This window comes from Nonomuraea glycinis (assembly GCF_014646515.1).
Classification (GTDB): Bacteria; Actinomycetota; Actinomycetes; order Streptosporangiales; family Streptosporangiaceae; genus Nonomuraea; species Nonomuraea glycinis.
Genome location: NZ_BMNK01000001.1, coordinates 32,814 through 46,448 on the forward strand (window position 1 = coordinate 32,814; position 13,635 = coordinate 46,448).

10 protein-coding genes are annotated in these 13,635 nt (G+C 66.9%); 2 read left to right on the top strand and 8 right to left on the bottom strand.

The annotated features are described in order from the left end of the window. Positions 1–77 precede the first annotated feature (77 nt). The 3 genes from IEY87_RS00190 to IEY87_RS00200 are packed head-to-tail and all read right to left on the bottom strand — an operon-like array spanning position 78 to position 2,503. Positions 78–824: an amino acid ABC transporter ATP-binding protein gene (locus tag IEY87_RS00190; protein ID WP_189136396.1), complete on the bottom strand. Its 747-nt coding sequence runs from the start codon at positions 822–824 to the stop codon at positions 78–80. Next, entirely contained in the window at positions 821–1,648 is an 828-nt protein-coding gene (locus tag IEY87_RS00195; RefSeq protein ID WP_189136397.1) for an amino acid ABC transporter permease, read from the bottom strand. The genes IEY87_RS00190 and IEY87_RS00195 overlap by 4 nt, the downstream gene beginning before the upstream one ends. A gap of 3 nt (positions 1,649–1,651) precedes the next feature. Beyond that, on the bottom strand, positions 1,652–2,503 hold the full coding sequence (locus tag IEY87_RS00200; protein WP_189136398.1) for an ABC transporter substrate-binding protein: 852 nt from the start codon (positions 2,501–2,503) through the stop codon (positions 1,652–1,654). 284 nt (positions 2,504–2,787) lie between these two features. Between IEY87_RS00200 and IEY87_RS00205 the strand changes: the two genes are divergently transcribed. After that, a complete protein-coding gene (locus IEY87_RS00205) occupies positions 2,788–3,960 on the top strand; it encodes an NAD(P)-dependent malic enzyme (RefSeq protein WP_189136399.1) in 1,173 nt (390 codons plus the stop codon). A gap of 154 nt (positions 3,961–4,114) precedes the next feature. Further along, the gene (locus IEY87_RS00210) at positions 4,115–5,467 is read left to right on the top strand and encodes an NsdA family TPR-like regulatory protein (protein WP_189136400.1); all 1,353 of its coding nucleotides are present in this window, start codon (positions 4,115–4,117) and stop codon (positions 5,465–5,467) included. A 49-nt stretch (positions 5,468–5,516) separates the two neighbouring features. Here IEY87_RS00210 and IEY87_RS00215 read toward each other — a convergent pair whose 3' ends face one another. From IEY87_RS00215 to IEY87_RS00235, 5 genes are all read right to left on the bottom strand, one after another. Continuing rightward, positions 5,517–7,010, bottom strand: coding sequence for a trypsin-like serine peptidase (locus tag IEY87_RS00215; RefSeq protein WP_189136401.1), 1,494 nt, complete (start codon positions 7,008–7,010; stop codon positions 5,517–5,519). A 180-nt stretch (positions 7,011–7,190) separates the two neighbouring features. After that, on the bottom strand, positions 7,191–8,732 hold the full coding sequence (locus tag IEY87_RS00220) for a trypsin-like serine peptidase (RefSeq protein WP_189136402.1): 1,542 nt from the start codon (positions 8,730–8,732) through the stop codon (positions 7,191–7,193). 431 nt (positions 8,733–9,163) lie between these two features. Further along, positions 9,164–10,699 (bottom strand): trypsin-like serine peptidase, encoded by a 1,536-nt coding sequence (locus IEY87_RS00225; protein ID WP_189136403.1) that lies wholly within the window; start codon positions 10,697–10,699, stop codon positions 9,164–9,166. A gap of 407 nt (positions 10,700–11,106) precedes the next feature. Then, positions 11,107–12,270: a trypsin-like serine peptidase gene (locus IEY87_RS00230; protein ID WP_189136404.1), complete on the bottom strand. Its 1,164-nt coding sequence runs from the start codon at positions 12,268–12,270 to the stop codon at positions 11,107–11,109. A 203-nt stretch (positions 12,271–12,473) separates the two neighbouring features. Continuing rightward, positions 12,474–13,565, bottom strand: coding sequence for a trypsin-like serine peptidase (locus tag IEY87_RS00235; protein WP_189136405.1), 1,092 nt, complete (start codon positions 13,563–13,565; stop codon positions 12,474–12,476). Positions 13,566–13,635 lie beyond the last annotated feature (70 nt).

The following is a 13,635-nucleotide window of genomic DNA, read 5'->3' on the forward strand; positions in this document are numbered from 1 at the left end:
CGCCGCGAGGGGCGCCTCGAAAGGGGACGCCCCTGGTACGCCGCGAGGGGCGCCCCGGAACGGGACGCCCCTGGCCGTCATCCCCCTTCGGGGTGCAGGACCCGGGCGAGGAAGGAGCGGGTGCGTTCGTGCTGGGGGTCGCCGATCACCTGGCTGGGCGGGCCGTCCTCGACGATGACGCCGCCGTCCATGAAGACCACCCGGTCGGCCACCTCGCGGGCGAAGCCCATCTCATGGGTGACCACGAGCATGGTCATGCCCTCCTCCGCCAGCTTGCGCATGACGGCGAGCACGTCGCCGACCAGCTCCGGGTCGAGCGCCGAGGTGGGCTCGTCGAACAGCATCAGGTCGGGGTTCATCGCCAGCGCCCTGGCGATGGCCACCCGCTGCTGCTGACCGCCGGAGAGCTGGGCGGGGAAGGAGTCGCACTTGTCGCCGACGCCGACCTTCTCCAGGTTCTCCCTGGCGACGACCTCGGCGTCCCGCTTGGACCGCTTCAGCACCCGCTGCTGGGCGATCATCACGTTCTGCAGGGCCGTCATGTGCGGGAAGAGGTTGAACTGCTGGAACACCATGCCGATGCGGCGCCTGACCGCGTCGATGTCCACGTCGGGGTCGGTGACCTCGATGCCCTCGACGTGGACGTGCCCCTTGGTCGGCTCCTCCAGCAGGTTCACGCAGCGCAGCAGCGTCGACTTGCCGGAGCCCGAGGGCCCGATCACGCACACCACCTGGCCGGGCTCGACCAGCATGTCGATGCCCACGAGCACCTTGTTGGCGCCGAAGTGCTTGTGCAGGTCCTTGATCTCGATGGCGTGGGTCATCGGCCCGTCCCCTTGAGCTTCTCCAGCCGTCCCGCGAGGTAGCCCAGCGGGATGGTGACGATCAGGTACGTGATGCCGGCGACCATGATGGGCGTGGCGTTGGCGTACTGGGAGGCCAGGTCGTTGCCGAACTTGGCCAGCTCCACGTACTGACCGGAGACGCCCAGGAACAGGACCAGGGAGGAGTCCTTCAGCAGGGCCACGAACTGGTTGGTGGTCGGCGGGATGACGATCCGGATGGCCTGCGGGATCACCACGGTGACCTGCGACCTGGCCGCCGACATGCCCAGTGACCTGGCCGCCTCGATCTGCCCCCGGGGCACGGCCTGCAGGCCCGCCCTGAAGATCTCCGCCTGGTAGGCCGCGCCGACCAGGCCGAGCCCGAGGATGCCCTGTCCGTAGGTGCCGAAGGGCACCTCGAAGCCGGGCAGCGCCAGCGGCAGGAAGGTGATCATCAGGAAGATCAGCAGGGCCGGCAGGCCGCGGAAGATCTCGATGTAGATCGCCGAGATCCACCGGTACGGACGCACCGTCGACAGCCGCATCAGCGCGAGCAGCAGCCCGAACACGGCCGACAGGACGAAGCCGCCGACCGTGTAGATGATCGTGTTGCGCAGGGCGATCGTGAACAGGTCGGGCAGGGCGTGCGCCGCCACGTCGGGCTTGGCGAAGTTCTGCGCCAGGCTCGGCCAGTCGGCGTAGAAGACGAACCCGACCAGGGCGGCGATCAGGACGGCGTACTGGATGCCGCGGCTGATGCGCTGTTTCTTGCGGGGGCTGAGCCGGGCTCGCGCCGGCTCAGCCGTTCTCGGCAGTTCCGCCATGGATCAGCCCAGCTCGCCGGGCTTCTTACCGAACCACTTGACGAAGATCTCCTCGTAGGTCCCGTCGGACTTGGCCTTGGTGATCTCGTCGTTGATCGTCTTGAGGAGGACGGGGTCGGCGCCCTTCTTGAGGCCGACGCCGTACTGCTCGCCGGTGTCGAGGCTGGCGATCAGCTCGAACTTCTCCGCGACATCCGGCTTCTTCAGCCAGGTGAGCACCACCGGGAGGTCCTGGACGATCACGTCGGCCTGACCGGCCTGCAGGGCCAGGAGCTCCTTGGGCGAGTCGGCGTACTCGGTCGGGTCGAAGCCCTGCTTCTTGACGTAGTCGAGGCCGGTGGTGCTGGCCTGCGCGCCGAGCTTGAGGTTCTTCGCCTTGACGTCCTCCAGGGAGGTGGCGCCGGTGCCCTTCTTGGCCAGCAGGGCCTGCGTGGCGTCGAAGTAGGGGACCGAGAAGTCGATGTTCTGCTGACGCTCGGGGGTGATCGTCATGCCGGCGGCGGCCACGTCGCACTTCTTGGCGGCCATGGCCGCGCCGCTCTTGATGACGGCGAAGTCGATGTCGACGATCTCCTGCTCAACGCCGAGCTTCTTGGCGGCTAGATCGACGATGTCCACGTCGAACCCGACGACCTTGCCGCTGGCGTCCTTGAACTGGAACGGCTCATACGGGATGTTCGTGCAAACGGTGAGCTTGCCGGGCTTCACCAACTGCGCGCCACCGGCGGCCGAGGCGCTGGTGGTGGCCGTACCCGTGCCTCCGGTGTCGCTGCCGCAGGCGGTCAGGGCCAGAGCGGCGGTCAAGGCGAGTGCGCCGGCGGCGGAGCCGCGGCGTGTCAAGGGCCAGAGGGCCATGAGAGGCCTCCTCAAGTGATATGCCACGAAAGATGAGTTTCATGCAGTTTAGATGGGGTTATGCAGAGCTCCGCACTCTGCTGATTAACAATGCGTCAACGGATCAGCGACGGGCGCGATACCAGAGGCCGTCTCAGCATGTGGCATCATGAGGGAACGGGTGACCCCCGTAACCCCCTCAACGAGACGATCGACGAGGGGACCCTGGCGGCTACCGAAGCCAGGCCTCTCGAGTGTCTTCCGAAGGTCTCTTCCGTCCGCTGAACTTCTGGGGTTCTGTGTCCATGACGCCCGCTTACGATCAAGATCCCGCCTTCGCCCTGCACCGCGGGGGCAAGCTCGAAGTCCGCTCCACCGTCCCGGTCCGCGACGCCGGTGACCTGTCGCTCGCCTACACCCCCGGGGTGGCCCGCGTCTGCACCGCGATCGCCGAGACGCCGTCGCTGGCCGACGACTACACCTGGACCTCCAACGTGGTGGCCGTCATCACCGACGGCACCGCCGTCCTCGGTCTCGGCGACATCGGCCCCGCCGCCGCCATGCCGGTCATGGAGGGCAAGGCCCTGCTGTTCAAGGAGTTCGGCGGCGTCAACGCCATCCCGCTCTGCCTGGCCTGCACCGACGTCGACGAGCTGGTGGAGACCGTGGCCCGGCTCGCGCCCTCCTTCGGCGGCATCAACCTGGAGGACATCAGCGCGCCGCGCTGCTTCGAGATCGAGGACAGGCTGCGCGACCTGCTCGACATCCCGGTCTTCCACGACGACCAGCACGGCACCGCCATCGTGGTGCTCGCCGCGCTGCGCAACGCCGCGCGGCTCACCGGCCGCACCCTGGGCGACCTGCGCGCGGTGGTGGCCGGCGCCGGCGCGGCGGGCGTCGCGGTCACCCGCATCCTGCTGGAGGCCGGCATCGGCGACATCGCGGTGGCGGACTCCAAGGGCCTGATCTACGACGGCAGGGAGGGCCTCAACTCCGTCAAGCAGGCCCTGGCGCGCGACACCAACAAGGCGGGTCACACCGGCTCCACCGAAGAGGCCCTGGTGGGCGCCGACGTGTTCGTGGGGCTGTCCGGCTCGACCGTCACCGAGCAGGCCATCGCCGCCATGGCCGCCGACTCCATCGTCTTCGCCCTGTCCAACCCGACGCCCGAAGTCCTCCCCGAGGTGGCCGCCCGGCACGCCGCGGTGGTCGCCACCGGCCGCTCCGACTTCCCCAACCAGATCAACAACGTGCTGGCCTTCCCCGGCGTGTTCCGGGGCGCGCTGGACGTCAGAGCCACCACGATCACCGAGAACATGAAGGTGGCCGCCGCCAACGCGCTCGCCGCCGTCGTGGGTGACGACCTCACGGCCGAGTACGTCATCCCGAGCCCCTTCGACGAGCGCGTCGCCCCCGCGGTCACGGCGGCCGTCGCCGCTCAGGCCAGGGCCGACGGCGTGGCCCGCAAGAAGGACTGAGCAGCCGCTCCCCGGGCAGGAGAACGCGGCTCCCGCATCCCCGAGCACGGCTCAAGCCGGCACCAGGATTCCCTCAATGTTCCTGACTCTCCGTGCTATAAAAAGAGCTCTCTGTAAGGATGCGGGCGCCCCGACTCCTGCCATGAGGAGAGCGATGGAACGCGAGCCCAACCGACTGCTGCGGCAGCTCATCGCGGAGGCGGGCTTCTCCCACAAGGGACTGGCCAGGCGCATCAACGACCTCGCGACCGCACGTGGCACCCCCGGCCTGAAATACGACCACAGCTCCGTGCTGCGCTGGATCGGCGGCCAGCGGCCGAGAGATCCGGTGCCCAGCCTCCTCACCGAGATCTTCGCCCTGCGCCTCGGCCGGCCCGTGACGGCGGCGGAGCTGGGCATGTCCGCCATCACCACCCCCCTCGATCTCGGGCAGGAGTTCACGCACACGTGGCAGGAGGGGGTCACGACCGTGACCGCGCTGTGGCGGGCCGACGTGGAGCGGCGGCGGTTCCTCATCGACTCGACGTTCGCGATCGGCGCGGGCTCCGTGGGGGCCGTGCGCTGGCTCACCTCCCCGCCCGAAGGACGGCCCAGCAGTACGGGCGCGCGCCGCGTGGGCAGGGCCGACATCGCCGCCATGCACGAGGTCACCCGCTCCTTCGGCGAGCTCGACAACCGGTTCGGCAGCGGGCGGGTTCGCTCCTCGGTCGTCAAATACCTCGACACCGCGGTGACCCCGCTGCTCAAGGACGGCTCCTACGGCGACAGCACCGGCCGCCGGCTCGCCGCCGCCGCGGCCGAGCTCACCCGGCTCGCCGGCTGGATGGCGTACGACCTGGAGCAGCACGGCCTCGCCCAGCGCTATCTCATCCAGGCCCTGCGCCTGGCCAGAGGCGCCGACGACCACGCCCTGGGCGGCGAGATCCTGGCCGGCATGGCCCACCAGGCCGTCTACATGGGCCAGCTGTCCCACGCGCTCGACCTGGCGCGGGCCGCCCAGCTCGCCGCCCGCCGGGCCGGCGTGCCCACCCTGCTCGCCTCCAGCCACGTCCTGGAGGCGCACGCCCACGCGGGGCTCGGCGACGCCCGCTCCTGCGCCGGCTCACTGCACGAGGCCGAACGCGCCTTCGACGCCCGCAGCCCCGCCGACGAGCCGCGCTGGCTGAGGTACTTCGACGAGGCCTACCTGGCCGCGAAGTTCGCGCACTGCTTCCGCGACCTCGGCGAAGGCGAGCGCGCCGTACGGCAGGCCCGGCGCTCCCTCGACATGGACGGGCGGTATGTGCGGGGCCGGATGTTCAACCTGTCGCTGCTGGCGGCGGGGCTGCTGCAGTGCGGCGAGCTGGAGGAGGCCTGCACGGTGGGGGTGGCGGCGTGGACGCTGGCCGGCGAGCTGCAGTCCGCCCGGTCCCGGTCCTACGTGGCCGACCTGCGCAGGCGGCTGGAGCCGTACAAGAAGGAGCCTGCGGTGGTGGCGCTGCACGAGCGGACGCGGGAGCTGGTCTGAGCATGCGTGAAGCCCGCCACCTGCGCGGTGACGGGCTCCGGTGCTGTCGTTACTTGAGCAGCTCGCCGTTCGGGCCGACGACCGGCTTCGTCTCGGCGTAGTTGGCCTTGTTGTACACGTCGGCCACCTCACCGTCGAAGTAGGGGGAGCTGATGAGGTCCACCCGGTCGTTGCCGTCCTGGTCGTGGAACATGCTCGTCACGCCGTTGAGGTAACCGGTGCGCTTGCCGTTGCTGTAGCGCAGCAGCCAGGGGCCGCCGTCCGCGCCGCCGGTCATCGAGCACTTGAGCACCTGGTGCGTCTCGACCCGGAAGGTGTTGGCCTGGTACGTCTTGGTGCCGGTCTTGCCGTAGCACCACTTGGGCGTCACACCGGTGAAGGCCTTGTGGCCGTCGGGGTGCGGCTCGCCCGGGTAGCCGAAGACCGTGACCTTCTGGCCCAGGGGCTGGTTCCAGGCGATGCCCTGGCCGCCGACGGCCTCGCCCAGGGGGCCCAGGTCCTTGCCGATGCCGATGGTGTACGCGGCGGTGAAGTACTTGCGGTCGGTGCCGGGCTTGACCCACTTCTGCGTGTAGTAGTGGGTGATCAGGTAGTTGCCGGCCTTGTCCTTGGACTTCGTGCCGAGACCCTTGTAGGCGTCCCACTGGGACCTGGTGACGTGCTCGACGGTCGGCTCGCCGAACTTGTAGCCCTGGCCCTTGCCGAGCTTGGCCGCCTTGTAGGCCGTGTCCTTGACCTCGACCCGCTCGACGACGGCGCCGGGGAAGTCGGGGCCGACGAGCTCACTGTCCGTTCTGCCCTGGGACCAGCACGTGCCGAGGTTCAGCCGGCACTTGACGAACTCCTCGCGGGTGATCTCGCGGGCCTTGACCCACTTGTCGCCCGTCCACTTGTCGTAGTCGGCCTTGCTGACTTCCTTCGAGCCGGCGAACTGGAAGCCGTTGTGCACCGCGACGAAGGCGAAGTCGCCGTCGTAGTCGTCGTAGGTGTCCAGGTCGTAGGCCGTGAAGGCGTAGGCGCCCGCGTAGATGCCCCAGGGGGCCTTGCCCTGGTAGTAGCCGGGGACGAACACCCACTTCTCGTAGACGTCGTCCTTGCCGTTCTCGAAGACGCAGTGGCCCGCGGTGGCGACCAGGTTCCGGTGCCGGGACTGGATGGAGGTGGCGGAGCACCAGTGGTGCTCGCCCTTGTTGTCGACGAAGAACACCTTGCCGATGGTGCGCGGCAGGTTGACGTTCTTGACCTTGGTGCCGGCCGGCGCCTTGGTGGCGGGGGCGGTCGAGCCGGGCTTGCCGTCGTCCGGCTGGTCACTGGCCTTGGCGATCTTGACCTTCTGCACGGCCTTGGAGTCCCAGTGGTACTGGGTGGCCTTGCGCAGGGCGGCGCCGTTGGCGCTGAGCCAGAAGTAGACGTTGCTGTAGCCGTCGGCGGGGGAGGCGGCGAGGGGGTCAGACGCCCAGGCGGGGGCGGCTGCGCTGGCGGGCACGGTGAGAGCTGCGACGCTCAGGGCGGTGGCGGTGAGGGGGATGAGCAGGCGCTTCACTGGAGATCTCCACAATATTTACATAACGGGCGTTAGAACCCTATCGTCACTCTGGTCACAGGGCTAAGAGCTCTCTGGACATCCCTGGAAATGGCCGAAGGGCCCGGCAGAAGCCGAGCCCTTCGGGTGGAACTAGGTGAGTACGAGGTTTGGACCCTCGCGCTCGCGGCTGATTCCGAATTACTTGGGAACCGAGCCCGACCAGGCGTTGGCGGCCTGGTTGTAGACCGTAGCGGTCTCACCGTCGAAGTACGGCGAGGAGCTGTAGTCGTAACGGTCGTTGCCGTCCTGGTCGTGGAACAGGCTGGTGACACCGTTCACGTAGCCGAGACGCTTGGCGTTGCTGTACTTGACGAGCCACGGGGAGCCGTCGGCGCCCGGGGTCATCGCGCACTTCAGGGCCACGTGCTCCTCAGCCTTGTAAGCGGCGGAGGCGTAGGTCTTGCCGGAGGTGGCGCCGTAGCACCACTTCGGCGTGACACCGGTGTAGGCCTTGTGGCCGTCCTTGTGAGCGTCAGCCGGGTAACCGAAGACGAAGACCTTGCCACCGGTCTTCTGGTTCCAGGCGACACCCTGGCCACCGACGTTGTTGCCGAGGGCGCCCAGGTCCTTGTTGACGTCCTTGAAGATGTAGAAGTCAATGCGGTAGTAGGAGCCACTCGTGCCCGGCTTGAACCACTGCTGCACGTAGTAGTGCGTGATGGTGGAGTTGCCGCGCTTGTCCAGCTTGATGGTGCCGGGGAACTTGTCGGCGTTCTTCTGCTGGTTCTTGTAGTACGCGAACGCGTCCTCGTAGGTCACGTTCTCGACGATGGGCTCGCCGAAACGCTTCCCGTTGCCCTTGCCGAAGCCAGAGCGCTTGTACGTGTTCTCGGAGACCTCAACCTTGGTGACCTCGGCGCCGGGGAAGTCGGGGCCAGTGGCCTTGTCCCTGGTGCCCCAGTCGAAGCCGTAGTAGTCAGCGGTCGCCGGGTCGTGGATTCCCTTGCGGAACTCCTCCTTGGAGACCGAAACCTTCTTCGGCTCCTTCTTGCCCTCGTACTTCTTGTACTCCTCGGGCGTGACCTTGGTGGCCGCACCCGCACCCGGCTGGAAGCCGTTGTACACGGTCACGAACGCGTAGTCGCGGTCGCGGTCGTTGTACACCGAGTAGTCGTAGTGCGTGTACGCCGTCTTACCGACGTAGATGCCGAAGGGAGTCTTGCCCTGGTAGTAACCGGGGACGAAGACCCACTGCTCCATGACGCTGGCGTTCTTGTTGTCGTCGTAGACGCAGTGACCCGCGGTGGCGACCAGGTTCTTGTACTTGCCCTGGATCGAGGTGCCGGAGCACCACTTCAGCTCGCCCTCGGAGTCCACGAAGAACACCTTGCCGATGGTCTTCGGCAGGTTGATGTTCTTGGTCTTCGAGGCGGTCTTCTTCTCCTCGCCAATCGGCTGGACCGTCGAAGCCTTGGTGTCGGGCGTATAGCCGCCGCTGACCTTGAGCTTCGAGGTGGCCTTGGTCTCCCAGGTGTAGGGCTTGGCCTTGGCGAGGTTGTTCGTGGCGCCGTTGACCTTGGTCCAGAACTCGACGACCTGCGCAGCGGCAGGGGCGTCCTTGGCCAGGGTGTCGGATGCCCAGTCGGGAACCGCGTTGGCGTTAGCGGTACCGGCCAGGCCGGCGGCCAGCAGTCCGGTGGCCAGAATGGCGCCACCGGCGGGGAGGAGGATGCGCTTCAAGGTAACTCCTTGGTCTGTCGTGGAACGCTTTGTGCGCCCCATGCGTCAGTAAAGGGATAGCCAGGAACATACAGTGTGGATCTTGAAGTCGGGTAGCCGCTTTGCCAGGAAAAGATGGGACATGGCGGGCGTAACCGTTCCGTGATGTTTAGCCGGCCGATGCGGATGAGGCGGGCGAACGGGACTGACGGTGCATCTCCGCAGATCAACATGAGCGTGTTGTCAGTGGGGCGACAGGGTCGGCAGTGTCCCGCCGACTCCACCCGCGTGAGCGGTGTGACGCAGATCACAGTGGCTTGATGGCACCGTCTGGGGCTCCCATGCGTCCAAACGCCTTCACATTCCGCTCCGGAAACGGCCGAAGGGCCCGGCGATGCCGGACCCTTCGGGTCGAACAGTGACGATGCGTGAGAATCGATCGCCGGGTGTGACTAAACGATCTTGCCGGACCACACGTTGGCGGCGGCCTTGTAGATCGTGTTGGTCTCACCGTCGAAGTACGGCGAGGAGATGTAGTCCACGCGGTCGTTGCCGTCCTGGTCGTTGAAGGTGCTGGTGACACCGTTCACGTAGCCGAGACGCTTGTTGTTGCTGTAGTTGAGCAGCCAGGGGCCACCGTCGGCGCCCTCGGTCATCGCACACTTGAGCGCGACGTGCTCCTGGATCTTCTTGGCGGCCGAGCCCACCAGCTTCTTCGTGGTCTTGCCGTAGCACCACTTCGGCGTGATGCCGGTGTAGTTCTTGTGGCCGTCGGGGTGCGGTCCGGAGGGGTAGCCGAACACGCGGACGATCTTCTGGGTCGGCTGGTTCCAGGCGAAGCCCTGGCCGCCGACGTTGTCACCGAGACGGCCCGCGTCCTTGACGTGGCCCTCGATGATGTAGAAGTCCGTCTTGTAGAACTTCGTGTCCGAGCCCGGCTTGTACCACTGCTGCACGAAGAAGTGGGTGATGGTCCAGTTCCCGCGCCGGTCCTTCACGACCTTGGCCGGGTACTTCTTCGGGTTCTTCTTCTGCCGGGCCTGGTAGACCTTGGCGTCGTGGTCGGTCACGATCTCGACGACGGGCTCGCCGAACTTGCGGCCGTTGCCCTTGCCGATCCGGGCCTTCTTGTACGTCTCCTCGGCGACCTCGACCTTGGCGACCTCGGCGTTCGGGAAGTCAGGGCCGGTGGGCTGAGCCTTCTCGCCACGCTTGACCCAGCAGGCCACGGTCGAGGTGGGGTCGAGCTTGCACGCCCGGAACTCCGACCGCTGGATCTCGATGTCCTTGGCTTCCTTGATGCCCGTGTGCTTGTCGAACTCGGCCTTGGTCACCTTCTTCGGGGTGCCCGCGCCGATCTGGACGCCGTTGTAGACGGCCACGAACGCGTAGTCGCGGTCGTAGTCCTCGTACACATCGAAGTCGTAGTGCGTGTAAGCGGTCTTACCGACGTAGATGCCCCACGGGGTCTTGCCCTGGTAGTAGCCCGGGACGAAGACCCACTTGTCCATGACGTCCGTGTTACCGGAGGTGTCGTACACACAGTGGCCGGCGGTGGCCACCAGGTTGCGGTACTTGGACTGGATCGACGTGGCGGAGCACCACTTGCGCTCGCCCTTCTTGTTGACGAAGAACACCTTGCCGATGGTCTTCGGCATGTTGACGTTCTGCGACTTGGCGGAGCTCTTCTTCTCCTCGCCGATGGGCTTGGTGCTGCCCGGCTTGGTGTCGGAGCTGTAGCCGCCCTTGCTCTGGAGCTTGGCGACGTCCTTCGCGCTCCAGACGTTGGACTCCTTCGCGGCCTTCAGGGCAGCACCGTTGGAAGCCGCCCAGTAGTCGGCGATGGCCTTCGCGTTGGCCGCGCTCGTCGCCATCGGGTCCTTGGCGATGTCGGAGGTGGCCGTGGCAGTGGCCGTGCCGGCGAGGCCGGCGGCCAGCATGCCGGTGGCGAGGATGGCTCCACCGGCGGGAATGAGGATGCGCTTCAAGGGAACTGCTCCTTGGTCTGTCGTGGGCCGCAACATGCGGCCCATGCGTCAGTAAAGGGATAGCAAGGAACATAGCGCGGTGATCTCCGCAGGTGAAAGCCGTTGTGGAGGCTTCGGCACGAACCCCAACCGTCGTGACCTTTTCGTTATATGTCAGGGGTGAATGCGTTGAGTGATCGTTCGGGTGCGTCTGTGCAGGGTATGCGGGGGCTGTTGCGGGCGGGACGAAAGTGCCGTTAGTCCCCTCGCGCGGGTCGTTGACTGGAGAAATGTGACTTAGATCACAGGAACCAGATTTGCCGCTGTTCCGTCTAAGTTGGCTCGATCTTCACAGGGAACGTTCAGGTTGGGGTCGCAAGCACGAAAAAAGGGGGCCCGGCCGAAGCCGGGCCCCCTTCGTGATGCCGCTACTTGTACAGCTCGCCCTTCGGGCCGACGATCTTGCCGGACCACACGTTCCTGGCGGCCTGGTAGACCGCCGCGGTCTCGCCGTCGAAGTACGGCGAGGTGATGTAGTCGATGCGGTCGTTGCCGTCCTGGTCGGCGAAGGTGCTGGCGACGCCGTTGACGTAACCGAGCCGCTTGCCGTTGTTGTACTGGGTCAGCCAGGGGGCACCGTCGAAGCCGGGGGTCACGGCGCACTTGAGGCCGATGTGCTCCTGGATCTTGAGCCAGGAGGCGCCGACCGTCTTCGCGGTCGTCCGGCCGTAGCAGTGCTTCGGCGTGACGCCGCTGTAGGGCTTGTTGCCGTCGGGGTGCGGCGCCGCGGGGTAGCCGAAGGTGCGGACCGTCCGGTTGGAGGCCTGGTTCCAGGCGAAGCCCTGGCCGCCGACGTTGTCGCCGAGGCGGCCCGCGTCCTTGGACAGCAGGATGTAGTGGCTGCCACCCCAGGAGCGCTTGGGACCGCTGAAGCGCTTGTAGTCGCGCTTGCTCACCCGCTTGACGCCGTCGAACTGGATGCCGTTGTAGACGGTGACGAACGCGTAGTCGCGGTCGTAGTCCTCGTAGACGTCGAAGTCGTGGTGGGTGAACGCCTGCTTGCCGACGTAGATGCCCCACGGGGTCTTGCCCTGGTAATAGCCCGGGACAAAGACCCAGTTGTCCAGCAGTGCGGAGTTGCTGTCGGTGTCGTACACGCAGTGCGCGGCCGTGGCGACCAGGTTGCGGTAGTTCGACTGGATCGACGAGGCCGAGCACCAGCGGAACTTGCCGGATCCGTCCACGAAGAACACCTTGCCGACGGTCTTCGGCAGGTTCACGTTCTGGGAGTTGGAGGAGGACCGCTCGGCGCCGCCGGGGGCGGTGCTGCCGGGCCGGCCGTCAGGGCTGTAACCGCCCTTGGAGACGACTTTCCGCACCTGGTTGGAATCCCAGGTGTAGGCCGTGGCCTGGCGGAGCGCCGCGCCGTTGGAGGCGAGCCAGAACGATACGACGGAGGCGGCCTGGCTGGTGTTCCTGGCCATCGGGTCGGTCGCCACATCGCCTGCGGCTTGTACGGCACCGGTCAGACCGGTCGTGAGCAGGCCGGTCGCCAGGACGGCGCCACCAACGGGAAGGAGGATTCGCTTCACAACATCTCCAGGCTTTTCCTTTAGCTGACGCGGCGCCTTCGTGCGCCCCGAAGGTCAGCGAACGGACAGCCGGAACCGTACAGCGCTGACAGCGACCGTGTGGTTGCGCTCCAGCGCAGGTCAACGGCGGGAGTGTCGTCGTGATCGTTCCGAGATGTGGATCCCTCCTGATCACGGCGCGTGACCGGGGGGTGACGTATGAGCTACATCACATTTGTCGGAGTTGTCTGCGCAGCGGCGTGCCGGTAGGCCTCTCCGGTGACGATGCTGAAGTACGGCGACGAGACCGCGTCGAACTCGCCCTTCGCGTCGGTGTTCCAGGTCAGGCTGTTGACGCCGACCAGATTGCCGAGCTTCTTGTCCGCCTGCCAGCCGTACACCCAGGGCCCGCCGCTGGCGCCCTTGCTGAAGTTGCAGGGGGCGAGCTGGACCCCGAAGTTGAGGTCGAGGCCGGGGGCCACGGCCTTGCGGGTGCTGCCCACGCAGGGCTGCAGCGACAGGCCGTTGAACGGGCGGCTGCCGTCGGGCTGCGGACCGGCCGCGTAGCCGAAGGCGTGGATGTCGCTGAGGGGGGACCTTCTGCTGAGCTCCAGGCCCAGGCCGCCGACGTTGTCCTGCAGTTGGCCGACGTCCTTGGCGACGTATTTGTCGCCCTGCTTCTGCCAGGTGAAGCCGCGGTGCACGGTGACGAACGCGTAGTCGTAGTCGTAGTCGTTCTTGCCCGGCCAGTCCTCGTGCATGCTGATCGAGGAGCCGACGTAGATGCCGTCGGGCGTCTCGCCGTTGCTGCCCGGATTGGGAACGAAGATCCAGTATGCGGCGGCGTTGCCCTGCCGCGCGTCGTAGGCGCAGTGCGCGGCCGTGGCGACCACGCTGTGGTTCTTGGCCGCGACGGAGCTGGCCGAGCACCAGTATTCCTTGTCGCCGAAGCGGAAGTAGACCTTGCCCATGGTCCTGGCGGCGCCCTTGGTCGGCGGGGCGGGAGTCACGGCCTGGGACGTCCGCAGCGCCGAGGTGGACGCGCCGATCGGCGCGTTGACGGAACCGCCCGAGGCGGCCTTGGCCGCCGGCGCGGGCTGCGAACTCGGCGTGGCGGGACTGTAGCTGTCGGCCTTCTTGAGCTGCTCCGGCTTCCAGTAGTTGGCGACCCGCTGCACGTCCGCCCGCGTCTTGGTCAGCGCCACCTTGTAGACCTTGGAGGCCGCCGAGGCATCCGACACCCCCGCGAAGGCAGGCAGCATCAGCAGCGCGCCGCTGAGCGCGGCCGCTGCCAGGTGCCTGGCCCGGGGGATCATGAATTGCCTTTCTGGGGTCGTAACGGTGGATTTTTCCAGATCAACTGGTCAATTGCAGCTGGGATAGGCA

Bases quoted from the DNA above. Each gene is read 5' to 3' on its own strand.
- IEY87_RS00190 (WP_189136396.1), bottom strand. From the start codon at position 824: ATGACCCACGCCATCGAGATCAAGGACCTGCACAAGCACTTCGGCGCC.
- IEY87_RS00195 (WP_189136397.1), bottom strand. From the start codon at position 1,648: ATGGCGGAACTGCCGAGAACGGCTGAGCCGGCGCGAGCCCGGCTCAGC.
- IEY87_RS00200 (WP_189136398.1), bottom strand. From the start codon at position 2,503: ATGGCCCTCTGGCCCTTGACACGCCGCGGCTCCGCCGCCGGCGCACTC.
- IEY87_RS00205 (WP_189136399.1), top strand. From the start codon at position 2,788: ATGACGCCCGCTTACGATCAAGATCCCGCCTTCGCCCTGCACCGCGGG.
- IEY87_RS00210 (WP_189136400.1), top strand. From the start codon at position 4,115: ATGGAACGCGAGCCCAACCGACTGCTGCGGCAGCTCATCGCGGAGGCG.
- IEY87_RS00235 (WP_189136405.1), bottom strand. From the start codon at position 13,565: ATGATCCCCCGGGCCAGGCACCTGGCAGCGGCCGCGCTCAGCGGCGCG.